Origin of the sequence: Pseudovibrio sp. Ad37 (assembly GCF_001623075.1) — a bacterium.
In the GTDB taxonomy this organism is placed as follows: Bacteria; Pseudomonadota; Alphaproteobacteria; order Rhizobiales; family Stappiaceae; genus Pseudovibrio.
Genome location: NZ_LMCF01000151.1, coordinates 58,107 through 83,014 on the forward strand (window position 1 = coordinate 58,107; position 24,908 = coordinate 83,014).

Below are 24,908 nucleotides of genomic sequence, written 5' to 3' on the forward strand. Positions count from 1 at the left end.
TCTAGGTGACACGGCAAGCCTATGATAACCCGCAGTTTTATCTGACTGCCCCTACGGATTGCCCCTACCTGCCAGATCGTAAAGAACGCAAAGTCTTCACGCATCTTGTCGGGCCCAATGCACCTGCGCTCAATGACGTCCTCACACAAGGCGGTTTCCGCCGCTCTCAAAACATCGCCTATCGTCCAGCCTGCGAAGACTGCCGCGCCTGTGTTTCAATCCGCGTCTGCGCGCAAGAGTTTCAATGGACGAAGTCTTTGAAGCGAGTTTGGAAAGACAATCAGGATCTGATCGGAACAGAACTTCCACCAGGCCCTTCAACAGAGCAATACGATCTGTTCCATGAATACTTAAGTGCCCGCCACACCAACGGCGGCATGACAGAGATGTCCCCCACCGACTATTCCATGATGGTGGAAGACACGCACGTCGAGACAGCGCTCATTGAGTACCGACGCAGAGGTCCAAACACCTTCATATCCGGCGAAGGCGAAGGTCCGCTGATTGGGGTTGCGCTAACAGATCGCCTCTGCGATGGCCTGTCCATGGTCTACTCGTTCTTCGACCACAACGAGACCACGCGAAGCCTCGGCACCTATATGATCCTGGAACACATCGCCCGCGCACAGCACCTTGGCCTGCCCTACGTATATTTGGGATACTGGGTTCAGGGTTCTCCAAAAATGACTTACAAAGAACGCTTCAAGCCACAAGAGCATCTTGGTGCACAAGGCTGGGAAAAGCAGAAATGATATCCCCCTCTCAAATCTAGAGGGATTTCAGATAGCTCTGAACGCGCAGGAACACCGACGTAAACTCTTCAGCCGTAATGCGCCGCGTGTTTACGTTGTACTGCGAACAATGGAAGCTGGAAAACATTCTGAGAGAAGGCGTAAGCTGAATTTCACAAGCATGCGCAAAAGGATAGTCACGAAGCTTAAGCTCAAAAGCCTTGAGCAACTCTTCATGCGCGGTCCGCCCAACAGCCACAACAGCCCTCGTCGCATCACTAACCAACAGAGAATCCAGAAAGAATTCACGACACCTCCGGATCTCAGCAGGCTTAGGCGCATTCTTCGGCGGCATGCACTTCACCACATTGGTAATGCGCACATCGGTCGGCTCGATGCCGAGCTCAGGCTCTGCCTCATTCTTGTAAGCAGCAAAACCACTCTCCGTCAGCGCACCATTCAACATCTCACCTGAAAAATCACCAAAGAATGGAATACCCGTACGGTTCCCCCCTTTGTGCCCAGGCGCCAACCCAACAACAATAAGAGAGGCATCAACTGGACCAAAATCCAGCACCGGCGCGTTGTGCCAGTCAGGATGAAGCGCACGCAGCTCCTCCCTATACGCAACAAGCCGGGAACAGAGTGCACACTCTCTCCCCGGCTTCTGCAAACTTTCGATACCGTGACGAACCTTAGTAGTCGTCATCTCCGATCTCATCATCCTCTTCTTCAACACGAGGTGGACGTTCACTTGGGTCACGTCCAACACGCTGCATCAGCGTAGACAATTCAATGAAGTGATCAGCCTGACGGCGCAGGTCATCAGCAATCATTGGAGGTTGTGTCTGAAGTGTAGAAACAACAGAAACTTTACGGCCACGACGCTGAAGCGCCTCAACCAGAGAACGGAAGTCACCATCACCAGAGAACAGTACAATATGGTCAACATGGTCAATAAGCTGCATGGCGTCTACAGCCAGCTCAATGTCCATATTGCCCTTAATTTTGCGACGTCCTGCAGAATCCACGAATTCCTTTACAGGTTTGGTAACAACTTTGTAGCCATTGTAGTCCAGCCAATCGATCAGAGGTCGAATGGAGGAATACTCCTGCTCTTCCACCAACGCTGTGTAATAGTAAGCGCGTAGCAGGTAGCCCTTTGATTGGAATTCTTTCAAGAGACGCTTGTAATCGATATCGAAGCCAATAGCTTTCGCTGTCGAATAAAGGTTCGCTCCATCAATGAATAAAGCAATCTTTTCGCGGGGATCAAACATATTATTTTTAGCCTTTCCGCTGCACAGACGCGTAAGTCAGTAACTTGTTATAAGCAATCACTTTCTGGGCATGCCTGTTTGCTGTCGTGACATGCCTAGAATGTATGCCATTCTAATTGACCCGGTTGCACTCTACGTTAAATCGAATACGCATTCGTTACGGACAAACATAAAACCTTGCCCCTCAGCATATATATTGCATTGGCCTAGTTAATATTGGACCAATGCGGTTCGATTCACCGGCCAGAAACTAAAACAAGATGAATGAAATTTACAGATGTCATCTTGCATAAATTAACAGGAACCCACTAAATATTCCCAGTTTATATTATAGATCCAAGTTAGCTTAAAAACAAACCACCGGATATAGATACTAAAGGTTCCAATAGAAACAAGGTTTCCTTGTTTTTTCGGATCTAGTGCATCCCAAGAAAATCTAGCCCCCCAAATGGGCTAATCTCTTATGTTATTTTTTTTCATCTATTCCAATTCCAGTGTACAATTCACATCTTGAATAACATTCAGGAGTTGCAGATTTGAAAATTCATTCCCCCAGAAGAAGCTGTAATAAAAAACTAATCCGACGCAGCACTGCACACTAAAACATCTCTTCACAATAGTATTTAAACTAAAATCATGCGCGATAGACCTAAAGCCCCAATTTTTCTATGGCCTAATCTTAAGCAGCAGAAAGATGGAAAAACGCTCCCCACATAATAAGATGTAAAGGAGTTGCACAAAAAATGCAGAAACGGCTCTTGCCTTGCAACAAGAAGCATTCTATGAGTGGCCTCTGAATTCCCAGATATTATGGAGTGATCGAATGGCACGTGTGACCGTCGAAGATTGCGTCGACAAGGTTGAAAACCGGTTCGAGCTGGTTCTACTTGCCAGCCATCGCGCCCGGATGATTTCAAGTGGTTCTCCACTGACAATCGACCGCGACAATGATAAAAATCCGGTCTGCGCACTTCGCGAGATTGCTGAAGAAACTGTGAGCCCTGAAGATCTTAAAGAAGATCTCATTCACTCACTACAGAAGTTCGTTGAAGTTGATGAACCAGAAGCTGAAACAGCTCCAATGGTTCCAAGTGACCCACAGCAGCTTCAGATTAATGCCGTTGATGATTCAGAAGTAGAATTTGACAGTATTACTGAAGAAGACCTGCTTAAGGGGCTTGAAGGCTTGGTACCGCCGGAACGTTCCGACGACTACTAATCGCCCTCTGCAAGATGTCGGCGTCGGCCGGGCCGGCGCCTCGCATTTTCAGGTCCGGCCCTAGCTTATTTTTAAAGTGAAGCGGCCGCCCGAAAATGATGCGTCAATACGAACTTGTTGAGAAAGTAACCAGCTACAATCCCAATGCGGACGAAGCACTGCTCAACAAGGCATATGTTTATGCCATGCAAAAGCATGGTACCCAGACCCGCGCCTCTGGGGATCCTTATATTTCCCACCCTCTTGAAGTTGCTGCAATCCTCACGGATCTGAAGCTTGACGACGCAACCATTGCTGTCGCTCTTCTTCACGACACCATTGAGGACACCGATGCCACACGTGCCGAAATTGATCGCATGTTTGGCGAAGAGATCGGCAAGCTCGTAGAGGGACTTACAAAGATCCAGCGTCTGGATTTAGTTTCCAGAAAAGCAAAACAGGCCGAGAACTTCCGCAAGCTATTACTGGCGATTGCTGATGATGTGCGCGTCCTCCTCGTGAAGCTGGCTGATCGCCTGCACAACATGCGCACACTTCACCACATGCGCGAAGACAAACGCCTCCGCATTGCTGAAGAGACCATGGAAATCTATGCGCCCCTTGCTGGCCGCATGGGCATGCAGGACATTCGCGATGAACTGGAAGACATCTCTTTCGAGACACTCTACCCGGACGCCCGCGATACCATTCGTGAACGCCTGGCAACTCTGCACGGCAAGAACGAAAGCCTGATCACGGACATTGAAGAGGACCTGACGCAGCGCCTCGCCGAACAAGGCATTACAGCCAAGATCAGCGGACGCGAAAAGCGCGCCTACTCAATTTTCCGTAAGATGGAAGAAAAGTCTCTCGGCTTCGAGCAGCTCTCCGATATCTATGGCTTCCGCGCAATCGTGCCATCACCAGAAGATTGCTACCGTGTACTGGGCGTGATCCATACGGCTTGGCCATGTGTTCCAGGCCGCTTCAAAGATTATATCTCGACGCCAAAGCAGAACGACTATCGCTCCATACACACAACTGTAGTTGGACCGAAACGTCAGCGTGTAGAGCTACAGATCCGCACCCAAGCCATGCACCGCATCGCTGAGAACGGCATCGCAGCACACGCGCTCTATAAAGACGGCGTCACTGGTGGCCGCAACATTCAGTCCATGACGGCTGAATCCCGCGCCTATGGCTGGCTGCGTGGCACCATTGACCTGCTAGCGCAAGGGGAGTCCCCGGAAGAATTCCTCGAGCACACCAAGCTTGAACTCTTCCACGACCAGGTCTTCTGCTTCACACCAAAAGGCCGCCTGATCGCACTGCCACGCGGCGCAACCCCAATCGATTTCGCCTACGCCGTTCACACAGATATCGGCAACACCTGCGTGGGCTGTAAAATCAACGGACGCATCTCCTCGCTGGTCACTGAGCTAACCAACGGCGATGAAGTCGACGTCGTCCGCTCACAGGCGCAGACCCCTCCTCCGGCCTGGGAAAATATTGCTGTTACAGGCAAGGCACGCTCTGCAATTCGCAAGGCAACCAAAGCTTCCGCACGCCAGCAATATGGCGGACTAGGCAAACACATCCTCGAACGCGCCTTCTCCCATGCAGGCAAGGACTTCGATGAAGCTGCTCTCGAAACACACATCAAGAAGTTCAATATGGAAACCACGCTCGACTTGCTCGTCGCTGTGGGTCGCGGAGATGTACAAGCAAGCGCAATTCTGGAAGTTGCATATCCAGACTACGCACCAGCACATACTGCCGACCGCAACCCAAGTGCACCACCCGCAGCAGGTTCAGCCTCAGAAGGCTGGTTCGATCTGGATAAAGGCAGCTCAGTCAAGTTCAAGATTCCGGAAGGATCTCAGGAGAGTTCCAAGAACGGCTCTCTGCCGATCCGCACCAGCGTCTCCGGCTCGCTCCCTGTACGCTTTGCCCCAAGTGGCGGCGCAGTACCAGGAGATCGCATCGTCGGCATTCTGACGCCGGGCGTTGGCATCACCATTTACCCGATCCAGTCACCGGACCTGAAGGAATTCGACGATCAACCTGAGCGTTGGCTCGACGTGCGCTGGGACATCGACCCCAATGCACCGGAGCGTTTCCCAGCACAGATCAACGTGTTCGCGGTCAACGAACCCGGCTCGCTGGCAGCGATCACCAAGGTCATCGGCGATCACCGCGGTAACATTGATAATATCAAAATGATCCGCAAAGCCTCCGATTTTCACGAGATGCTAATTGATCTTGAGGTATGGGATTTGAAGCACCTGAATCTGATCCTGAACCAGCTGCGTGCCAAACCCAACGTTTCCGAAGCGCAAAGGGTGAACGGCTAGCCGCTGAAGAAAAGAGGAAAACCCATGGGCCCCAATGCAGTCCTGGACGTTTTCAGAGAAACAAAAGCCCTGAAGGAAGGTCACTTCATCCTTCCTTCAGGCTGGCACGGCTCAGCTTACCTGCAACGACAAAAGCTGCTGGAATACCCGGATAAGGTCGAAACCCTCGCCTCCGAACTGGTGAAAAAAATTGCTGCCAACCAGCTCCTCAACTTCTCCCATTTCGTTGCCCCCAGCTTAGGTGGCCTGATCGTCGCACTGCAAACTGCAAGAATCATGCAGAAGAGTGCCCTCTGGCTTCGCCGCGAAGGCGGCTACCTCACCACTGGACCGGCAACCATCCCTCCAAAGTCAAATGTATTTATAGTTCAGGATGTTGTAGGAACAGGCCACCTATGCCTTTCCACAATTGATGCGCTGCAGTCACTGAGCGTTAACACCGTAGGTATTGGTTGTTTTATCGACAGGAGTCTTGACGATACAGACTTAGGAGTACCGCTAATATCTCTTGCTCCTTTAAAACGACCGGTGTATGCAGCCGAGAATGTACCAAAAGAACTCGCTGAGATACCGGCTATAGAAACAACCCCAATCGAGCCGTTCAACTGGCGCGATTGAAATGAGCAAAGTACTTGAACCGAAATGATTTTTAAACGGCGGGATAAACCAACAAGAATAGAACGTATCCGCGTGGCTGTTTGGCCGCGTCACAGTTGGTCTCGCTCTTTCAGGTACTTAACAAAACGGGTTCTCCGCCTTTCAGCCAGCCCAAGAAAGATTGCAGCAGGCTTTGCCGCAGGCGCCGCTGCTTCTTTCACGCCATTCCTCGGTTTCCATTTTATTCTCAGCTTTGTCTTGGCCTATATTCTGCGCGGAAACATGCTCGCCGCGGCATTAGGCACAGCCGTAGGCAATCCACTCACCTTCCCGTTTATCTGGGCCAGCACCTACAAGGTCGGTCTCTATATTATGGATCTAGAAGACAGGCCCCTTCCGGATTTAGGTGGCAAGCTGGATCATTCCATGCTGTCTCAGTCTCTGGATTCAATCTGGCCAATCTTAAAACCAATGTTGATTGGCTCAATCCCACTCGGTCTGGCCGCTGGTGTCTTTTTCTATTTTATTGTTCTGGGCTCAGTTTCCACTTACCAGAAAGCCAGAGCACATCGTTTTCGCTTAAAAAGAAAGCTGGCAACAAAAAGCAAAGATGTAGCTCAGGAAAAATGAACGGGATCACCGGATCGGCACTCCAACACTGAGCAGACCAGTAGGAAACACAAGTTGTTTCCTTGAAAAAATTTGCAGCACAACAACTTATTCAGAAGGCTTGTGAGTTTCGCGCTCACGCGCCAATATATCCGTCACACAACGAGGCAGAGATGATTATTGGCATTGGCAGTGATCTGAGCGACATTCGAAGAATAGAGAAAACACTCTCCCGTTTTCCAGATCGCTTCACAAAACGCGTCTTCACAGATGTTGAGCGGGCAAAAGCAGAAAGTCGCGCCAACAAGGCTGCAACCTATGCAAAGCGTTTCGCCGCCAAAGAAGCCTGCTCCAAGGCCTTGGGCACAGGTCTTTCCATGGGCGTTGCTTGGAAAGAGATGGGCGTCGTGAACCTGCCTAGCGGCAAACCGACCCTGCAACTGTCCGGCGGCGCAAAAGAAAGACTGGATAAACTTGTGCCAAAAGGCTTTGTGCCACGAATTGACCTTACAATTACGGATGATTACCCGCTGGCACAGGCATTTGTCGTTATTTCGGCATGGCCAGAGGACTGGCCGGGTCTAGAGCCGTGAAAACGTAAATGAACTGGATTGCAGAAGTGGCCTTGAACCGCTAAGAGATCCACCTATGTGAATATTATTGTCAGGAGACTGACTCGCACTAATTAAGTGATGGGCATCGGGCCAAGCGAGTATTCTCTTACCACGAAGGATGAACATGAGCCAATCCAAAGAAAAGGAGCAGGAAGGCGGCGTATATGAGACCATTAAGGTCATCGCTCAAGCTCTGCTACTCGCTCTGGTTGTTAGAACATTTCTTTTTCAGCCATTTTTTATTCCTTCGGGCTCCATGAAAGATACTTTGTTGATTGGTGACTACCTGTTTGTCTCTAAGTACAGCTATGGCTATTCAAAGTACTCCTTCCCATTTGGACTGGCACCATTTGACGGACGTGTTTGGAGTTCACCTCCAGAGCGCGGAGACATCGCCGTTTTCAAGCTACCAAAAGACAACTCCACCGATTATATTAAGCGTGTGGTTGGCTTGCCTGGCGATGAAGTTCAGATGATCAATGGTATTTTGCACATCAATGGCAATGCTGTTGAGCGCAAGCGCATTGACGATTACATCGAAAAAGACGCTTATGGGAACATTCACAAGATCCCGCGTTATATCGAAACACTGCCAAATGGCATAAGCTACCAGACCCTTGATATCACGACCAATGGCTCTCTGGACAACACACCCGTCTATCACGTACCAGCAGATCGCTATTTCATGATGGGCGATAACCGGGATAATTCGCAGGACAGCCGCGTTCTTTCCGAAGTGGGCTACGTCCCATTCGAGAACTTTATCGGACGCGCTGAAATCATCTTCTTCTCTATTGAAGATGACCAGCCTGCATGGATGTTCTGGAAATGGCCTTGGACAGTTCGCTGGGATCGCCTTGGCGACGTACTCTAAAGCGTAGCGCCTGCAACGGCCTCCGGTTTACGGAAAAAACTACGCCCAACCACACTTGAAGCAGTTTGAGTGATACAGTTAGTGACACAAACTGCTTCAGAAAGCCTGCAAAGCAGTCTTTGAAGGAATTAGCCGGAATTATGAGCAGAAGAAAAAGACCGGTATCAGACGCAGCTCTGGAAGAGCGCATCGGCTACAAGTTCACAAACAAGGAGCTCCTTGTTCGTGCTTTGACGCATGCCAGCGCCCTTCCGGTTGCAAAGGCTTCCCTGCAGAGCTACCAGCGCCTTGAGTTTTTGGGCGATCGAGTGCTCGGCCTTGCAATTGCGACGATGCTGGAAGAAAATTTCCCTAAAGCAGATGAAGGGGAACTTGCTCGGCGCCTGAACCAACTTGTAAAGCGCGAGACATGCGCTGAAGTTTCCAAGGTCATCGACATTGGCCAGCATATGCGCGTCGGCGAAGCTGAAGCACATACTGGTGGACGATCCAAAACAGCAATTCTTGCAGACATGTGCGAGAGCCTGATTGCAGCAATTTACCTTGATAGCGGATTTGACGAAGCCGAGAGCTTCATCAAACGCTATTTTGCTATAAGAATGGTGTCTTACACAGGTCCATTGCGAGATGCCAAAACAACTCTTCAGGAGTGGGCACAGTCCAAAGGACGCCCTACTCCGTTATACGAAACAGTCTCTCGCAGCGGCCCAGACCATGCCCCGATCTTCAAGATCCGCGTGAATGTGGAAGGCGTTGGTCCCGGCGAAGCCGTCGGAAGCTCAAAGCGCATTGCAGAACAGTCCGCTGCCGAGAACATCCTGCGCCGTGAAGGCGTGTGGAGCGAATAGGTCTTAAATGAACGACGAAAACAACAACAATGACCTGCCAGAGGGTATGAACTTCAACCTCGGCAAACTCAACGAAAACACACGCGCTGGCTTTGTCGCGTTGATTGGCGCGCCAAATGCGGGCAAGTCGACGCTGCTGAACCAGTTGGTTGGCACGAAGGTTTCAATCGTCACCCACAAGGTGCAGACAACACGCGCAATCGTACGCGGTGTTGCGATTGAAGACGACAGCCAGGTTATCTTCGTTGACACACCAGGCATCTTCCGCCCGAAACGCCGTCTTGACCGCGCAATGGTCGACACAGCATGGGGCGGAGCCAAGGACGCTGATGTCGTTGCCGTTCTCATTGACGCCAAGAAAGGCATCAATGAGTCTGTCGAGCGTATTTTGAACGAGCTGGAGCACATTAAACTCCCGAAAGTTCTGATCCTCAACAAGATCGACATCACCAAGCGCGACCAGCTTCTGGCACTTGCGGCAAAAGCCAACGAGTACACTAAGTTTGATCAGACCTTCATGGTCTCTGCTATCAACGGCTCCGGTACAAAGGATATCCTGAAGTACTTCGCCGATCAGATGCCAAAAGGCCCATGGCTTTATCCGGAAGATCAGGCTTCAGACATCCCATTGCGTATGTTGGCTGCTGAGATCACCCGCGAGAAGCTTTACCTGCGCCTTCATGAAGAGCTGCCTTACATCTCCACTGTCGAGACCGATAAGTGGGAAGATAAGAAAGATGGCTCCATCCGTATCGAGCAGACAATCTTCGTTGAACGCGACAGTCAGAAGTCAATTGTGCTGGGCAAAAACGGTCAGACCATCAAAGCAATCTCAAAAGCTGCACGTGAAGAGCTGACAGAAGCCTTTGAGACCACAATCCATCTCTTTGTGTTTGTGAAAGTGCGTGAAAACTGGTCCGATGATCCAGAACGCTATCGCAACATGGGATTGGACTTCCCACACTAGCGTATCCCCGAAAAGCGGATCCGGTTTTCGGACAAGGATACGCTGCGCTTAATGAGCACAATTATGCAGTGGCAGGCAGAAGGCATCGTCATTGGAACGCGCAAGCAGGGTGAGAACAACATCCTGCTTGAAGTTCTGACACCGGACAAAGGCCGCTGCCTGGGCTTGGTGCGCGGCGGCAGATCACGTCGCCAGCAACCTGCCCTGCAACTGGGTAATCATCTCAACCTCACCTGGCGCGCGAGGCTGGATGAACATCTGGGCTTCTTCACAGTTGAGCCCCTGCAATTACGCGCCGCCCACCTCATCCAAACAGCAAGAGCCATTCACGGCCTTCAAAGCCTGTGCGCGCAAGTCCGCCTTCTTCCCGAGCGCGACCCACATCCCAATCTGTTTCACGCACTGGACGTCATTCTCGATCATCTGGAAGACCCTCGAATTGGTGCAGCACTCGTGCTCCGTTTTGAGTTGGAACTGCTCAATGAGCTCGGCTTCGGCCTTGACCTCTCAGAATGCGCAGCCACTGGTGTCACCGAGGAACTGATCTGGGTTTCACCCAAATCAGGCCGAGCGGTTTGTAAAACAGCCGGACAACCTTACGCCGCCAAGCTCCTCACACTGCCAGAGTTCCTGAAAGCGCCCGAGTCGCGGCTCTCCCAAAACATTCAAATCTCGAAGGGGGATATGGAAGCAGGGTTCTCACTCACCGGCTACTTCCTGTTCAAATACATCTATGAGCCGCGCAGCATTGCATGGCCTCCTGCGCGAGACAATTATGTAACCGCGCTCAAAAAAGACTTCGCAGACCTGCCCGACTGAAACGAAGCCACACTAAGCCTGTCAATCAGATTGCGGCCCATTCCCACCCGGCAAAACAATCACCGGACCAGTACTGTCTCCTCCCAGCGGAATATAACGTTTCTTGGGCGGCGGCACATAAGGGTGCTGATCCTCTGGTGGAGGCTGATACCAGCTGCGAAGCACACCGGGCGCCTCAATGACCGTGCCCTGCCCTGCACCTTCCGAAGAAGGCGCTTGCTGATCAGATGCACCTTGAGCTGTTCTCCCATGATCCGCAGCATGGCTACAAGCCGTGATTGCCACGACCCCAAACACCGCTATAAGACCTTTCAACGCCAAGCTTTGCTTCCTCACCATAACCTCCAATCATTCAACATGTTATCTCTTAAACAGCGACAACATCCTGCCATGTGCACGCTCTAGGATAGCCGAGCAAAAATCAGGTCGGCTTAAACCACCGCTGCAAATCTGAGTAATAATCGAAACCACCTGTTGCCTCTGCTAGTTGCGGTCGATTGGCGAGAATTCGCTCCACCAAAAATGATAGAGCATGATGCGTGAATGCCAATGAACGTGACGTGCTCTAAGTAATCACCGCAGTAAGTCGCAAAACGCATGCCCGCTACACAGGATTAAACCTTGAAAAAGCGCTGTTTTCTGAGGATTTCATAGGTAGAACGGTGCGTTAGCATGGACAGAACAAGCCAAGAACGATAACCAAGTGTCATGGGACAGGAAGTGATCGGCCATGATGGCCCGGAAACAATCAATCTTAAAGATGCACTGGAAGAGCGCTACCTTAGCTACGCTCTGACAACCATCATGCATCGCGCACTGCCAGATGTACGCGATGGCCTGAAGCCGGTGCACCGACGGATTCTGTATGGCATGCGCCTTTTAAAGCTCGATCCAAATCAGGGCTTTAAGAAGTGTGCGCGTGTTGTCGGTGACGTCATGGGTAAGTATCACCCACACGGTGACGCCGCCATCTACGACGCCCTTGTCCGTCTCGCACAGGATTTCTCCGTTCGCTATCCAATGGTGGATGGTCAGGGCAACTTCGGTAACATCGACGGCGATAGCGCTGCTGCGATGCGTTACACCGAAGCCCGCATGACCGACGTGGCCACCCGCATTCTGGATGGCCTCAACGAGAACGCTGTCGACTTCCGTGAAACCTACGACGGACTGGATTCCGAACCAGTCGTTCTTCCGGGCAGCTTCCCGAACCTTCTGGCAAACGGCTCCACAGGCATCGCAGTGGGCATGGCAACATCCATTCCGCCACACAATGCCTATGAGCTCTGCAACGCCTGTCAGCTTCTGATCTCAAAACCAGATGCGGAAATCGAAGAGCTTCTTGAGCACATCAAGGGCCCGGATTTTCCAACCGGCGGCACAATTGTCAACGATCAGGGCTCCATTGTAGAAGCCTACAAGACTGGCCGCGGCAGCTTCCGGACACGTGCAAAGTGGCACAAAGAGGAAGGACAACGCGGCACCTACAACATCGTTGTTACAGAGATTCCATACGTCGTTCAGAAGTCCCGTCTGATCGAAAAAATCGCAGAACTCCTCATGGCACGCAAACTGCCGTTGCTGGATGATGTTCGCGATGAATCCGCTGAAGACGTGCGCGTGGTTCTGGTGCCACGCAACAAAAACGTTGACCCTGAACTCCTCATGGCCTCCCTGTTCAAGCTGACGGATCTTGAAAACAGATTCTCGCTGAACATGAACGTTCTGTCCAAAGGCGTTGTGCCAAAGGTCATGAACCTGAAGGAGATCCTGCAGGAGTGGCTAGAGCACCAGAAAGAAGTTCTGGTCCGCCGCTCCAATCACAGGCTTGACCAGATCAACCACCGTCTGGAAGTTCTGGAAGGCTACCTCATTGCCTACCTGAACATTGATGAAGTCATCCGCATCATCCGCGAAGAAGATGATGCCAAGGCGTCTCTCATTCAGGCGTTTGAGCTGACAGACGTTCAGGCAGAAGCCATCTTGAACATGCGCCTGCGCTCCTTGCGCAAGCTCGAAGAGTTCGAGATCAAAAAAGAACACGACAAACTCTCTAAAGAAAAATCAGGGCTGGAAGCTCTCCTCGCCTCCGACAAGAAACAGTGGAACCGCGTTTCCAAACAAGTCGGCGAGATCGGTAAGGCCTACGGCCCTGAGACCGAAATCGGCAAGCGCAGAACAGACTTCAGCACTGCAACGGACCACGATCTGGAAGAGATCCACCAGGCCATGATTGAGAAAGAACCGATCACGGTTGTTATCTCAGAAAAAGGCTGGATCAGAACACTTAAGGGCCATGTACAGGACGTCAGCACTCTCACCTTCAAGCAAGGCGATCAGCTGCACCTTTCCTTCCATGCAGAAACCACCAGCAAGATCCTGATCTTCACCAGTGGTGGTAAGTTCTATACCCTTGGCGCAGATAAGCTACCAGGTGGCCGCGGCCATGGTGAACCGATCCGCCTGATGCTAGATATGGATGAGACGCAAGAAATCATCAGCGCTTTCGTACATGACCCTGAGCGCAAACTCCTCATGTGCACCGATGGAGCATATGGTTTTGTGGTTCAGGAAAAGGATGTGATCGCCAACACCCGCAAAGGGAAACAGGTGCTCAACGTGACAGCCCCAGCAAAGGCTGTCCTGTGCGTACCGGCTATGGGAGACTATGTCGCGGTCATTGGTCACAACAGAAAACTCCTCACGTTCCCGCTTGCGCAAATCGCAGTCATGACGCGCGGTCGAGGTGTTCGCCTGCAGCGCTACAGAGATGGCGGCATCTCCGATATCAAGACCTTCAGCTCAGAAGAAGGCCTGACATGGACAGATGCATCCGGTCGCACCTTCAAGCGCACTCTGGAAGAAATGCAGGACTGGCGCGGCGATCGCGGTCAAGCCGGACGCCTGCCACCAAACGGCTTCCCGAGAACCAACAAGTTCGATGGAAGTTCAACAGGTTAAAGCAATAATCAGAATCTAATTCTGCGCAATCTACCTAGTACCTACAAAAACAGAGCCTCAAGGGCTCTGTTTTTCGTTTCAGATGAAACTACCTCTCAGCAACACCTGCTAAGCATCTCTAAATGCTGGAGATCTGAACGGCAGCAGCGCACAAAAGAGAGTATCTACGTAGGTCGAAGTCCGCGTTAGACGACCACCGGTCAGCAAACCAACTGCACCAGCCTTTTGCTTGATGTTATCAGTACCATAAATCTCATCAATAGCGTGCCCAAGCTCCATTCCCGAGCGCACCAACTGCATGACTTTCTCTGGCAGTGGCAGCAGCATGGAACGGCTGGCAGAAATCTGCCCTTCGCGCGAAATCACCACCATCCACGCAAAGGTGTAGGCAATTCCGTGCAACTCACAGATACCGCCTTCCAGCCCGACACCAAAGTCCGCATCAGCTTGCGCTTCCAAAGCGTTCTCAGCACGCACCACAGCACCCTGACGCGTTTCCTCATCACTCATTGGCTGATCAGAAACACCAGAAGGAACACTTGCAGAAACCAGCTCAATATCATCAGCCGGAAACTGAGCTCTGAACGCCTCAAGCGTCGCATTCACCTTGACTGGGTTTTGAGAGGCAACAACGACTTTCATTCAAAACTCCTGATCAAACAACGTGTCTCTGGCTAGCCTTTTAAAGGCGCAATCGATTTTCAGGTTAAGATAAGCGTAAGGCAAAAAGCTGGAGCATCACCAGCGATGTGAGATGCTCTAGCCGTTCTTAAGCAAGCGTTGCTTTTCGCGGTTCCAGTCGCGTGTTTTTTCGGTCTGGCGCTTATCGTGAGCTTTTTTACCACGGCCCAAAGCGACTTCCATCTTTGCCCGCCCATCTTCATTAAAGTAGATCTTCAGGGGCACGATGGTCTTGCCTTCTTTTTGAACGGCAGCAAACAGCTTGTTCAACTCGCGGCGATGCATCAGCAGTTTTCGAGGACGGCGAGGTTCATGGTTAAAGCGGTTACCCTGCGTATATTCAGGAATGTAGACGTTATAGACCATCATCTCCCCCCGATATTCAGCAGCATAGCTTTCAGCAATATTGCTTTTGCCTTGGCGAAGAGACTTTACTTCAGTGCCCCTCAGCTCAATACCAGCCTCAAACACATCTTCAATTTCGTAGTTAAAACGGGCCTTCCGGTTATCCGCAACAACCTTGCGCCCGGGAACGCCACCTTTTTTGGCAGCCATTTCTTTTCCTTATTTCATTCAATAAATGTCTCCGCGCACACTCATATTAGGTGCGCGGAGCAATAGCTTAATTGATCAGGCCTGCATGAACCATAGCCTTGCGAATGCTTTCCTGAGTTTCTTCACTTACTGTGACCAAAGGCAGGCGCAACTCGTTTTCCATTTTGCCAAGCAGAGACAAAGCATACTTTGGCCCAGCTGGGTTTGGCTCAATGAACAGGGCCTGATGCAGCGGTGCAAGGCGATCCTGAATGGAAAGCGCAGTTACAAAGTCGCCTGCAAGGCACGCTTCCTGAAACTGAGAACACAGCGCAGGCGCAATATTTGCTGTCACAGAAATACAGCCCTGACCACCATGAGCATTAAAGCCAAGTGCAGTGATATCTTCACCAGAAAGCTGGATGAAGTCATGACCACATAAATGGCGTTGCTCAGAAGCTCGTGCAAGGTTTGCCGTCGCATCTTTTACGCCGACAATGTTGTCCACTTCATGAAACAGATCAGCCATCGTCTGGCTTTCCATATCAATGATGGAACGACCCGGAATGTTGTAGATGTAGATCGGAAGATCTACAGAAGCAGCAATCGCCTTAAAGTGGCCCTTCAAACCAGCCTGATTAGGCTTGTTGTAATATGGCGTAACGGACAAAATCGCATCTGCCCCCACTTCCTGAGCGTGCTGCGCAAATTCGATCGCTTCAACCGGATTGTTGGAGCCAGCACCTGCCATAACAGGGACGCGGCCAGCAGAAACCTCAACAGCCATCTGCACGACACGCTTGTGCTCAGCAAAAGAAAGAGTTGGGCTTTCTCCGGTTGTTCCCACAGGCACAAGCCCGTGGGAGCCCTGTTTTATCTGCCAATCCACGAATTCCTGGAAGGCCTTCTCATCCACTTTGCCATCCTTAAAAGGTGTGACAAGTGCTGGAATTGATCCTCTAAACATCTCAGGTTCCTCGTTGGATTACATATATACAGCGCAAATTTGCCAGTGCCCTCAAAGGGGTGGCATACAATAATGTGATCTAGCCTATCTCGGCAACATCACCAAGACCTTCTCTTATAAGATTCGGGAATTTTTTTGTGCTCATATTTAGGCCAGTTTCGACTGTAAGTATTATGGTCCCCTAGATGAAACATTAAACAGATATTTACCCTGTTTGTGGCAAGCAGAATGAGGGACTTTTTGGGAATTAAACCGTCCGGTGCGTTTTTGCCGGATAAACAACACTCAGGTGAGACGGGCCGACGAGTAGTATGCGTATCCGTGAGTTTCTTCTAGTATCGACACGTGTGAGTGCATTTGCCATTGCCGCGACTGTTTCCGCATCGGCATTTTCTGCTGTATCCTCTTTAAATCACAGCGTTATTCCAGCACCAAACCCTGCAAAGGTTGTGCGCACCATCGCCTTGAGCACGCAGCATGCTGCCGTTCAAAGCAGATCGCTTGCCGCCACACCACGCTCCAAACCTCCAGTGATTGGCAGGGGCAGCACAGGTGGAACACAGAACTCTCAGCTGTCCAGCTATGCCCCCTCAGCACCTGTCAGTAATGGGCGAACTCCAATTTCGACCCGCCCTTCCAGCCCGCAAAATGCACTAGAAGCGACTGCTGCGCTGACAAGTTCTTATCCACAGGGATTGAGCACAGCTCAAGCAACAGGATCGGTTGAACCACTTAAAACCGTTCTCCAGCACGTTAAATCAGGACGGCTGAACGAAGCGCTGCTCGCTCGAAATGCTTTGCCGGATAACCTCGATCGTCGCGTCGCGGATTGGTTCATTATGCTACGGGGCGGCCCAAAGACACCGGTCACCCATATCGCCCAGTTTGCAGCCAGTGCACCACACTGGCCAACAGCAAAAGTCGTGCGTGCTCGCGGAGAAGCTGCGCTAGCCGCATCCAACCTGACACCCGCTCAGATCATCGCAGCATTCGGCTCTACCGTCCCGGAAACAAAGGACGGCAAACTTGCCCTTGCCAAAGCGCACTTAGCCAAAGGCAACAAGACCGAAGCTGCCAAACTCATTCGCCCACTCTGGCAAAAAACCGTCTTCGAAGCTCCCGAAGAAGCAGCAATTCGCTCTGCTTTTGGCAGCCTCCTACGGCAAAAAGATCATCGTCTCAGAGCAGAAATGCTCCTGTATCGTGACAGAGCACGCGCAGCAGAACGCCTGCTTTCCGAACTGTCAAAAGACGAACAGACATACATCAAGGCCCGCATTGCAAGCATCCGCAAGAACGGTAATGCGCTCAGCAAGTTAAAGAGCGTTCCGCGCTCTATGAGGTCTGACAGCAACTACCAGTTTGCGCTCATCCAGCACTATCGCTTGCAAGGGGATTACGACACTGCTGCAAAGCTGATGGAAGCAGCACCAACTGACCCGGCCACCTTACTCAATGGTGACGATTGGTGGAAGCAACGCCGCGACATTTCCCGCGAAATGATCGAAGCTGGCAAACCACGTCTCGCCTACAATATCGCAGCCAATCACGCAGCAGAATCTCCGGGCATGATTGTCGAGGCAGAGTTCCATGCAGGTTGGTTTGCGCTGCGCTATGTGGGTGACCCACGCCTGGCTGAGCCCCATTTCAAACGCATTGCAAAACTCGGCAAAACAGCACAAACGCTATCCCGCGCCTATTACTGGCTGGGCCGCACCCGCGAAGCTTTGAAAGATACAGATGGCGCCGTTGATTATTACAAACAGGCTGGCGCTTTCCAAACCGCATATTACGGACAACTGGCACTCGCCAAACTCGGCATCAACCAAATGCCTCTGGCATCCCTACCGGATGTAACAACAGCAGACCAAACCGCCTTCAACAAGAACGAGCTTGTGCAAGCCATCAAGCGAATGGATGAAGCCGGACTGCACAATGATACACTGTTGTTTTATACGCACCTGGCCCGGACACTGCCAACAAACGGTCAAATCAGACTCCTGACCGAGCTGGCAGAATCTCGCGGCGTCTATCAATGGGCAACAATGGTGGGTCGTCTGGCGCAGGCAGAACGTGTCGAAGCGGCACCGCTCGCTTACCCGACCAACGCAATTCCGCGCAAAACACGAATCACAAAAGGTGTAGAAAAACCAGTCGTTTACGCGATTGCTCGACAAGAGAGCTCATTTAACCCAAAAGCGCGCAGCAGCGCAGGTGCATTGGGATTACTCCAACTCATGCCGGGGACAGCTCGCGACACGGCCCGCAATCTGGGCGTCTCCTACAAGAAGTCCCGCCTGACATCTGACCCAGCCTACAACGCCACACTCGGTGCAGCCTTTTTGGGAGAACTGGTGGACGAGTTCGGCGGCTCCTACATCCTCACCTTCGCCGCATATAACGCGGGCGAGAACAAGGTGAAGGAGTGGATTGAACGCTTTGGCGACCCACGAGATCCAAAAGTCGATCCAATAGATTGGGTTGAATCAATCCCTTACGGGGAAACGAGGAACTACGTGCAACGCATCACGGAAAACCTTCAGGTCTACCGTTATAAGCTGGAAAACAAGCCTCTCACGATCACACAGGATCTCACGCGCGGCTACTAATCCCGCTGCAAAACGGCTCAAAACAACAAAAGCCCGGCGATTTTGTCGGGCTTTTTGTTATCAGCAATAGAACATAAACCCTCCGAGCACCCATGCATCTCACCCTCCAACTTTGACAAGACACGTGCATAAACCTGCCCTATGGTGAGGATAAATGATCCAGCGATTCATCAGGCAGTTTTCACAGTAGCAAACACCTGCACTGGCAAACCTGCCTAACAGCGCTCTTCAGAAGCCGGAATTTAAACCGGACCGCATTGTAATCGCTGAAAACGCCAAAGCATTTCGGGAGGAACTTATGCTTCAAGCCCCAGATTACATTGACGTCGATCTTCAAAACGTTGCGGGCGCAACCCGTTTCACTTGGAAAGCCAGCGACGGGCTGACCCTGTCTGCACACATCTGGGAGCCGGACAAACCCCACAATCCATCGGTCCTTTGCCTTTCCGGTCTGACAAGAAACACCAGAGATTTCTATCAACTAGCAAGTTTTCTGAGAGAAAATGGCCACCGAGTCATCGCAATGGATTACCGCGGTCGCGGCCTGTCAGATCACTCTGAGGATTTTGAGACCTACAGTCTTGATCAGGAAGCTGACGATATTGACAGAGGCATCGAATCGCTCGGACTTGAAAAATTTGCACTCATCGGCACATCCCGCGGTGGCCTCCACTCTTTCTCCATGGCCCAACGCCACCCAGAGCGCCTGCTATCAGTCATTATCAACGACATAGGCCCAGTCATCGAACCACCAGCCCTCGACGACATCATTGCCTCAGTCGGCACCGTCATGTCCCAACCAAACATGAAAGCCGCAGCTCAACGCCTCGCTTCCATCCACGCGACTGCGTTCACAGCCATGTCAGAAGCGGATTGGATAACATTCGCCAATCAATTATACGCTCCCAATTCCGACGGCGTATCATTACGCTATGACAAGCACTTAGGCGATACACTCCGTGGAGACAAGAAAGCAGCACCTGAAGACGATCTCTGGCTATCTTTTAGCGCGCTAAAACCGCTTCCTCACCTCTTACTCCATGGACAAAACTCACGTCTCCTCACAACAAAGACTGTCAAGAAAATGCAACAGTTACACGAGAAGATGGAACTCGCAGTCATCCCCAATCAAGGACATGCACCTCTACTCTGGGACCAGCCCACCCAAACGCGCATCCTCAATTTTATAAGACAGCATGTTTAGCAAACACAAAAAAGAGGAGTTGGATCACAAGATCCAACTCCCAAGTTCTTCAAGAAACTTAATACCTTAGAAGGTTCTCTGAACTCTGAAGAGCGCGCTGGCTTCATCAAAATCTTTCTCATCCTCCGGCGATGTGCGTGAGTAACCGAGATCGACACCCATTTCCATTCCACTGACCGGTGACCAGACTAAATCCCAATCCAGAGCAAACCGATCAAAGTCTGGAAGCGCAGCACCAGTTGGCGTGTCAACAACCGCATAACTAGCATCAAAGTCTGTCCGCACTTCAGGCGTCACATAGTGTGTAAGTCCACCTGAAAACGATAGTGCCTCGGTCTTTCTGGTATCACCATTGATGTAGTAAGCGTCAAAAACTTCATCGTCATCAATACCCACATAGGAAACAGCACCGTTTCCATACTGGAACTGCAAAGCCATGGCATCCTGACTACCCATCTGAGGGAGGTTAATTATCATTCCTGCCCCCAACGACCAGCCAACTTCACCAGGCACATAAGCGGCTTCTGGTCTGATACTCGTTACGGCCGCAGCAAGCTTCGCACTGCCCCAATCACCATCCATCCGGAAGGCCGCTACGGCATCAGGGGCCTTATTCCCGGCCTTTCCATTTTCACTTGCAACGCCGGTAAACACGCCATGCGCACGATAAACTGGGTCTTCAATGGAAACAGTGACGGAAACACCACCATCAAACACTTCCGTGTAAGCTGCAGCCCAGGAGTTGGTATCAGACCAATCCCTATGCACAGCACCAAAGGTAGCTCCCGTAAAGAAGTCAAACAGAGAACCAGTGCGCCCAATCGTAAAGCCACCGAACTGAATATAGGCCTTGTTCAGATCCATTTCCGGAGAGCCGCCATATCGCTCAGTATCTGAATCCACCGTTGCTCTAAGTTCGGAAAAAGTACGAACAAACCCAAATTCGGTCTCAGACCGTGCATCCATACGGATGTAGGAGCGAGCACGAAAGCGCATCGAGTTCAAATCTCGACCCTTAGGATCATCATCAACCACCCCACCCCAGTTATTTGGCTTTTTGGGAAAGCGACGATACTGTGCATCGGTGCGCACCCGGCCACTCAAGCGCAGGCAGGTCTGCGTGCCAGGAATATAGAAAAACCCCTCACCATACGCGTCACACACCTGCACATAGTCCAGCGGCTCCACCAAGTTGAGCGGCTCAGGCTCATCTTCAAAAACAGGTTTAGGCAAATCTGTAGCCTGTGCTGTAACTCCGAATGACAGCAAGACCGGCAGGAATATCAGCTTCTTAGTCATAGTATTGAACCTCCATCCGTCACTCGGAGTAGCCCAATGCCCACAAATGCAACGATCAAAATCAGCTGCAATGACTACCCCTGTGCAACTAGACAATTACGCCAAGGTTCAATTTTCGCAATTACTATAGATTGGGCAGGATTATCTCACCCAATCGAAACGAGCAGGCAGTTCAACTGAGCAAAATTTCACAGCTTTGGAGGTCACCAAAGCGTAATACTCATTGAAAACTTAAGTACTGCGCACAAATGAGAAAGCCCGGCGGGTTGGAACCGCCGGGCCTGAGAGACTGATTGAAAGATCAGGATATATGAACTTCAACCAGATATAGATTAGAAGGTTTTGAGCTAAACCAAAACTCATAAAATCTTGAAGTAGTACCTATCTATACCCGCTACATACGCAAGTCTGTGGCAAGTATCACATCAAGGCTTTATAAAAGCGGTCTCGGCAACACCGCCGCCGAGACCCTAAATCTAAGAGATCTTAGAAGGAGTACTGTATGCGTGCACCAACTTTGGTTTCTTCGTCGTCATTGGAGTCATCACCCCAACCAGCTGCAACTGCGAAGGAAAGACCAGTAACTGGAGTGTAAACAACGGAAGCGTCAATTCCAGTACGGTCATAGTCGGTTGCACCCACGTCAATTGACATGTAGGAGAAGTCGAGCATCGCAGATACTTTATCGCTCAGGTCACCCTTAACACCACCACCGATGTTGAAACCTTTAGCTCCGGCAGCATCAGAGAATATTTTGGTATCAGCACCGATATAGGAAACAGCCTGATCAGCATACTGAGCCTGGAAGCTTGCTTCGATGCCTTCCATAGCAGTGAGTGTTACGCTAGCGCTGAGAGCATAACCGTAGTCATTACCATCATACGCATGCGTCGCTGCCGAAAGCTTCGCACTACCCCAGCCCTGAGAAACAGAAAGGGCACCTACGAAATCTGCCCGGTTATTAGCACCACCACGTTCAGTGGAGTCTTCGATAGAAGCAGTCAAGGACAGACCGTTACCCAAATCAGCCGTGTAGCCAATCAACAGTGGATACGTTTCGGAGAAATTCTGAGAAACAGGAGCAATCCAAGTGTAACCAGTAAAGGCATCAAATTGGGAAAGCGTATCACCAATCAGAAGTGAACCAGACTCGAAACCGAGCTGAACGTACACATCGTCAATGATTACAGTGTCATTTCCATCCTGATCGTGGTTAGCAAGAAACGCAGTATAAGTTTCGATCGTCGCGAATTCAGTTGAGGTCATAGATTCGAAATACAAGTAACCACGTGCATAAGCTTTGTAGTCGTTGGTTTTTGCGTCTTTTCCGGCATCAACTTCTTCTGGATTGGTCACATCATCCAAGCCGTGGTTCAGGTTGTGGGAAACAAAGTTTGTACGGATACGGCCACCAAGCTTGATGCAGGTGTCTTTGCCTGGCACCTGAAAGTAGCCAGCGCCGAATGCGTCACATGCCTGTACGTAGTTTACTGGCTCTGCAACCACTGGAAGGTCAGCAGCCATTGCTGGAGTTGCAGCTGCTGCAGCAGCTGCTGCGAGAGCGATTTTCTTGAAGTTCATCACAAGCTTCCCATAAATTAGGATTTTAAACTTTAATTAAAACAGATCATCAAACCGCAACTCAGATGCAAGCACCGTCATCAAACGTGTCTGAACTGTCCCCTTGAACCCTCCGCCTCAATTCAAGCGCCTACTTGAAGAGAAAGCCCCCTGAAGGTTCGTGAGGAGAAATTACAATGTTAGAATTTTTAGACAAGCCCATTTAATGTATGAACTTGCCTATTTCTACTTGTGATTTTTAACATGTGTCTTTTCGACAACACGATAAATAGGCAAGTCAACTCGCAGCTCTCAATCACATAAGACACTCAAGTTCTTAAATGTCAGGAAATATTGCGCCCGAGCCCTATAATTGAATATGATATTTATTTTTAATATCAGTTACTTATACTGAAGTGAGTGCGTAATCAGCAACTCAACCGTGATCAGCAGGAATCATGAACGCGACTGAACTAAGTATGTTGCAACATACAGTCACTCTGTGTGAATAACGATATCGTAGAATTAGGCAATTTAGACATGTAATATCAAGGATGAGCAATTTATCTGACCCATGCAGCTTTGATAACAGCCTAGTTGACGCCGCTCGCTATGAGAAGGATCAGGCAAAGTAATCAAATCTAATGCTCATATTGGAACATTAGCGTCATTGACCACAAAACATTCACGCAACATAAAACCCTAACCCCACGCCCAACACCCCAATACTGTTTAGCTCCACACTTTAGGGCTGATCAAATTTAGCGAAAATGTCCGACGCGAATCGCTGTGCTTGCCTTCCTCTTCATAGACAACAAAAAGCCTCGGCAACCAAAGTTACCGAGGCTCAAAATCAAACAACAATTAAGCTGCTAAATTTTCACACCAAATTAGAAGGTGTACTGAACACGAGCACCAACTTTGGTTTCGTCTTCGTATTTTTTATCTGTGTCGTCATCCTGGGTATTCCAACCAGCAGCCAGAGCAAGACCAAGGCCTGCAACTGGAGAGTAAACGATAGAACCGTTTACAGATGTCTTGGTGTAGTCTGCGCTGTCGTCATCAAACGCAACGTGGGAAACGTCGAGCTGAGCAGAAACTTTTTCAGACAGAGCAGTTTCAGCACCACCGGACAGAGAGTAACCAGTTTTCGCAGCATCGTCTGTGTCGGAGGTGATATATGCACCAGCTTCGTCAGCATACTGAGCCTGGAAGGTGATTTCTGTACCTTCACGAACCATGTCGAGATTGAAGGTTGCAGTCGCACCAGTTGCGTAGCCGTAACCGTCGCCATCAGCTTTGTTGTGTGCAGCACCAGAAAGCTGGAAAGAACCCCAACCCTGAGAAACTTTCAATGCACCAATGATATCAACAGCGTTTTCATCACCACCACGGTAAGAAGAATCTTCTACAGAAGTAACTGCAGTGAAGCCATTGCCAAGGTCAGCTGTGAAAGATGCCTGCAGAGTGGAAACGTCTGACAGGGAAATGCCGCCTGGAACGATCCATGTGTAACCAGTGAATGCGTCGAACTGGGAGCTTTCACGACCAAACAGGAAAGAACCGTAGTCTGCACCGATCTGAACCCATGCATCATTCACTTTTGTGGACTGAGTTGAGCTCTGGTTCCACTCACCCTGGAATTCAGTGTAAGTTTTGATTGTACCAATGTCGGTAGCAGTCATTGAAGTGAAGTACAGGTAACCGCGCACATAAGAACTGTAGTCGTTGGTTTCGTCTTTACCGTCTTTATCTTTACCGGTTACGTCTTCCAGACCGTCCTGCAGGTTGTGGGAAACGTACTGCGCACGGATACGACCGCCGAGTTTGATGCAGGTGTCTTTGCCTGGCAGCTGGAAGTAACCAGCGCCGAATGCGTCACATGCTTTTACGTAGTTTACTGGCTCAGCAGCGAGTGGCAGATCTGCAGCCTGTGCAGAAGTTGCAGCTGCAGCAGCTGCAGCAGCGAGTGCAAGAGTTTTAACGTTCATAATCCTGACCTTCCAATGTCTCTCAATAGAAAGAAGAAACTGGCGTGACCTGTTTGGAGCAGCTCACATTTCCTCTTTTCCCTGCGACACGAGAACCTGAGAGGCTCGCCATAATTTGGCAAAGCATTCAATCGGCTCGACCGCGTCGATGGACATATTGATGCCCGACGAGATGGAAGATCGCAATATCAACCTAGTAGTTTGAAAGGGG

At 50.5% G+C, this 24,908-nt stretch carries 22 protein-coding genes; 13 read left to right on the forward strand and 9 right to left on the reverse strand.

The features are described from left to right. Window positions 1–5 precede the first annotated feature (5 nt). Entirely contained in the window at window positions 6–752 is a 747-nt protein-coding gene (locus tag PsAD37_RS19540) for an arginyltransferase (RefSeq protein ID WP_063297555.1), read from the forward strand. A gap of 16 nt (window positions 753–768) precedes the next feature. Here the strand turns inward: PsAD37_RS19540 and PsAD37_RS19545 are convergent, their stop codons facing one another. Both PsAD37_RS19545 and PsAD37_RS19550 read right to left on the reverse strand, forming a co-directional pair. Then, a complete protein-coding gene (locus PsAD37_RS19545; protein WP_208991984.1) occupies window positions 769–1,440 on the reverse strand; it encodes a uracil-DNA glycosylase in 672 nt (223 codons plus the stop codon). Further along, window positions 1,427–2,011: an NYN domain-containing protein gene (locus tag PsAD37_RS19550; RefSeq protein ID WP_057464284.1), complete on the reverse strand. Its 585-nt coding sequence runs from the start codon at window positions 2,009–2,011 to the stop codon at window positions 1,427–1,429. Before PsAD37_RS19550 ends, PsAD37_RS19545 begins: the two co-directional genes overlap by 14 nt. Window positions 2,012–2,834: 823 nt before the next feature. Between PsAD37_RS19550 and rpoZ the strand changes: the two genes are divergently transcribed. The 9 genes from rpoZ (at window position 2,835) to recO (ending at window position 10,891) form a co-directional block, all read left to right on the forward strand. Next, window positions 2,835–3,230, forward strand: coding sequence for a DNA-directed RNA polymerase subunit omega (gene rpoZ / locus PsAD37_RS19555; RefSeq protein ID WP_057464283.1), 396 nt, complete (start codon window positions 2,835–2,837; stop codon window positions 3,228–3,230). Window positions 3,231–3,325: 95 nt separating this feature from the next. Next, window positions 3,326–5,563 carry a bifunctional (p)ppGpp synthetase/guanosine-3',5'-bis(diphosphate) 3'-pyrophosphohydrolase gene (locus PsAD37_RS19560; protein ID WP_063297556.1) on the forward strand — a complete coding sequence of 746 codons (2,238 nt, stop codon included), beginning with the start codon at window positions 3,326–3,328 and terminating at the stop codon, window positions 5,561–5,563. A gap of 24 nt (window positions 5,564–5,587) precedes the next feature. Next, window positions 5,588–6,181 (forward strand): hypothetical protein, encoded by a 594-nt coding sequence (locus PsAD37_RS19565; protein ID WP_063297557.1) that lies wholly within the window; start codon window positions 5,588–5,590, stop codon window positions 6,179–6,181. Window positions 6,182–6,205: 24 nt separating this feature from the next. Then, a complete protein-coding gene (locus tag PsAD37_RS19570; protein WP_063297558.1) occupies window positions 6,206–6,790 on the forward strand; it encodes a DUF2062 domain-containing protein in 585 nt (194 codons plus the stop codon). Between the two features lie 152 nt (window positions 6,791–6,942). Further along, window positions 6,943–7,362: a holo-ACP synthase gene (gene acpS, locus PsAD37_RS19575; protein WP_057464280.1), complete on the forward strand. Its 420-nt coding sequence runs from the start codon at window positions 6,943–6,945 to the stop codon at window positions 7,360–7,362. Between the two features lie 145 nt (window positions 7,363–7,507). Beyond that, complete coding sequence (gene lepB / locus PsAD37_RS19580) at window positions 7,508–8,257, forward strand: signal peptidase I (RefSeq protein WP_199914854.1); 750 nt, start codon at window positions 7,508–7,510, stop codon at window positions 8,255–8,257. Between the two features lie 140 nt (window positions 8,258–8,397). Further along, a complete protein-coding gene (gene rnc / locus PsAD37_RS19585) occupies window positions 8,398–9,105 on the forward strand; it encodes a ribonuclease III (RefSeq protein ID WP_063297559.1) in 708 nt (235 codons plus the stop codon). 46 nt (window positions 9,106–9,151) lie between these two features. Beyond that, window positions 9,152–10,072, forward strand: a complete 921-nt coding sequence (era, locus tag PsAD37_RS19590) for a GTPase Era (RefSeq protein WP_063297581.1) — start codon at window positions 9,152–9,154, stop codon at window positions 10,070–10,072. Between the two features lie 63 nt (window positions 10,073–10,135). Then, the gene (gene recO / locus PsAD37_RS19595; protein ID WP_063297560.1) at window positions 10,136–10,891 is read left to right on the forward strand and encodes a DNA repair protein RecO; all 756 of its coding nucleotides are present in this window, start codon (window positions 10,136–10,138) and stop codon (window positions 10,889–10,891) included. Window positions 10,892–10,912: 21 nt separating this feature from the next. Here recO and PsAD37_RS19600 read toward each other — a convergent pair whose 3' ends face one another. Next, complete coding sequence (locus tag PsAD37_RS19600; protein ID WP_208991985.1) at window positions 10,913–11,227, reverse strand: hypothetical protein; 315 nt, start codon at window positions 11,225–11,227, stop codon at window positions 10,913–10,915. Window positions 11,228–11,599: 372 nt separating this feature from the next. On the opposite strand from PsAD37_RS19600, the gene parC reads away from it, so the two are divergent. Beyond that, window positions 11,600–13,852 carry a DNA topoisomerase IV subunit A gene (gene parC, locus PsAD37_RS19605; protein ID WP_063297562.1) on the forward strand — a complete coding sequence of 751 codons (2,253 nt, stop codon included), beginning with the start codon at window positions 11,600–11,602 and terminating at the stop codon, window positions 13,850–13,852. A gap of 108 nt (window positions 13,853–13,960) precedes the next feature. Here the strand turns inward: parC and yjjX are convergent, their stop codons facing one another. The 3 genes from yjjX to dapA all read right to left on the reverse strand — a co-directional run bounded on the left by yjjX (window position 13,961) and on the right by dapA (window position 16,034). Beyond that, window positions 13,961–14,494, reverse strand: a complete 534-nt coding sequence (gene yjjX / locus PsAD37_RS19610; protein ID WP_063291603.1) for an inosine/xanthosine triphosphatase — start codon at window positions 14,492–14,494, stop codon at window positions 13,961–13,963. Between the two features lie 117 nt (window positions 14,495–14,611). Further along, entirely contained in the window at window positions 14,612–15,088 is a 477-nt protein-coding gene (gene smpB, locus PsAD37_RS19615; protein ID WP_057464271.1) for an SsrA-binding protein SmpB, read from the reverse strand. A gap of 67 nt (window positions 15,089–15,155) precedes the next feature. Next, complete coding sequence (dapA, locus tag PsAD37_RS19620) at window positions 15,156–16,034, reverse strand: 4-hydroxy-tetrahydrodipicolinate synthase (RefSeq protein ID WP_057464270.1); 879 nt, start codon at window positions 16,032–16,034, stop codon at window positions 15,156–15,158. 311 nt (window positions 16,035–16,345) lie between these two features. On the opposite strand from dapA, the gene PsAD37_RS19625 reads away from it, so the two are divergent. Together PsAD37_RS19625 and PsAD37_RS19630 are read left to right on the forward strand one after the other, a co-directional pair. Then, window positions 16,346–18,643, forward strand: coding sequence for a transglycosylase SLT domain-containing protein (locus PsAD37_RS19625; protein ID WP_063297563.1), 2,298 nt, complete (start codon window positions 16,346–16,348; stop codon window positions 18,641–18,643). A gap of 298 nt (window positions 18,644–18,941) precedes the next feature. Then, entirely contained in the window at window positions 18,942–19,847 is a 906-nt protein-coding gene (locus PsAD37_RS19630; RefSeq protein WP_063297564.1) for an alpha/beta fold hydrolase, read from the forward strand. Window positions 19,848–19,913: 66 nt separating this feature from the next. Here the strand turns inward: PsAD37_RS19630 and PsAD37_RS19635 are convergent, their stop codons facing one another. From PsAD37_RS19635 to PsAD37_RS19645, 3 genes are all read right to left on the reverse strand, one after another. Beyond that, a complete protein-coding gene (locus tag PsAD37_RS19635) occupies window positions 19,914–21,146 on the reverse strand; it encodes a porin (RefSeq protein ID WP_063297565.1) in 1,233 nt (410 codons plus the stop codon). A gap of 486 nt (window positions 21,147–21,632) precedes the next feature. Continuing rightward, complete coding sequence (locus PsAD37_RS19640; protein ID WP_063297566.1) at window positions 21,633–22,727, reverse strand: porin; 1,095 nt, start codon at window positions 22,725–22,727, stop codon at window positions 21,633–21,635. An 869-nt stretch (window positions 22,728–23,596) separates the two neighbouring features. Beyond that, complete coding sequence (locus PsAD37_RS19645) at window positions 23,597–24,697, reverse strand: porin (RefSeq protein ID WP_063297567.1); 1,101 nt, start codon at window positions 24,695–24,697, stop codon at window positions 23,597–23,599. Window positions 24,698–24,908: the final 211 nt, after the last annotated feature.

What these genes read in the sequence shown, in the direction of transcription:
- PsAD37_RS19545 (WP_208991984.1), bottom strand. Translation starts at nt 1,440, where the DNA reads ATGACGACTACTAAGGTTCGTCACGGTATCGAAAGTTTGCAGAAGCCG.
- PsAD37_RS19550 (WP_057464284.1), bottom strand. Translation starts at nt 2,011, where the DNA reads ATGTTTGATCCCCGCGAAAAGATTGCTTTATTCATTGATGGAGCGAAC.
- rpoZ (WP_057464283.1), top strand. Translation starts at nt 2,835, where the DNA reads ATGGCACGTGTGACCGTCGAAGATTGCGTCGACAAGGTTGAAAACCGG.
- PsAD37_RS19560 (WP_063297556.1), top strand. Translation starts at nt 3,326, where the DNA reads ATGATGCGTCAATACGAACTTGTTGAGAAAGTAACCAGCTACAATCCC.
- PsAD37_RS19565 (WP_063297557.1), top strand. Translation starts at nt 5,588, where the DNA reads ATGGGCCCCAATGCAGTCCTGGACGTTTTCAGAGAAACAAAAGCCCTG.
- PsAD37_RS19570 (WP_063297558.1), top strand. Translation starts at nt 6,206, where the DNA reads ATGATTTTTAAACGGCGGGATAAACCAACAAGAATAGAACGTATCCGC.
- acpS (WP_057464280.1), top strand. Translation starts at nt 6,943, where the DNA reads ATGATTATTGGCATTGGCAGTGATCTGAGCGACATTCGAAGAATAGAG.
- lepB (WP_199914854.1), top strand. Translation starts at nt 7,508, where the DNA reads ATGAGCCAATCCAAAGAAAAGGAGCAGGAAGGCGGCGTATATGAGACC.
- rnc (WP_063297559.1), top strand. Translation starts at nt 8,398, where the DNA reads ATGAGCAGAAGAAAAAGACCGGTATCAGACGCAGCTCTGGAAGAGCGC.
- era (WP_063297581.1), top strand. Translation starts at nt 9,152, where the DNA reads ATGAACTTCAACCTCGGCAAACTCAACGAAAACACACGCGCTGGCTTT.
- recO (WP_063297560.1), top strand. Translation starts at nt 10,136, where the DNA reads ATGCAGTGGCAGGCAGAAGGCATCGTCATTGGAACGCGCAAGCAGGGT.
- parC (WP_063297562.1), top strand. Translation starts at nt 11,600, where the DNA reads ATGGGACAGGAAGTGATCGGCCATGATGGCCCGGAAACAATCAATCTT.
- yjjX (WP_063291603.1), bottom strand. Translation starts at nt 14,494, where the DNA reads ATGAAAGTCGTTGTTGCCTCTCAAAACCCAGTCAAGGTGAATGCGACG.
- smpB (WP_057464271.1), bottom strand. Translation starts at nt 15,088, where the DNA reads ATGGCTGCCAAAAAAGGTGGCGTTCCCGGGCGCAAGGTTGTTGCGGAT.
- dapA (WP_057464270.1), bottom strand. Translation starts at nt 16,034, where the DNA reads ATGTTTAGAGGATCAATTCCAGCACTTGTCACACCTTTTAAGGATGGC.
- PsAD37_RS19625 (WP_063297563.1), top strand. Translation starts at nt 16,346, where the DNA reads ATGCGTATCCGTGAGTTTCTTCTAGTATCGACACGTGTGAGTGCATTT.
- PsAD37_RS19630 (WP_063297564.1), top strand. Translation starts at nt 18,942, where the DNA reads ATGCTTCAAGCCCCAGATTACATTGACGTCGATCTTCAAAACGTTGCG.
- PsAD37_RS19635 (WP_063297565.1), bottom strand. Translation starts at nt 21,146, where the DNA reads ATGACTAAGAAGCTGATATTCCTGCCGGTCTTGCTGTCATTCGGAGTT.
- PsAD37_RS19640 (WP_063297566.1), bottom strand. Translation starts at nt 22,727, where the DNA reads ATGAACTTCAAGAAAATCGCTCTCGCAGCAGCTGCTGCAGCAGCTGCA.
- PsAD37_RS19645 (WP_063297567.1), bottom strand. Translation starts at nt 24,697, where the DNA reads ATGAACGTTAAAACTCTTGCACTCGCTGCTGCAGCTGCTGCAGCTGCA.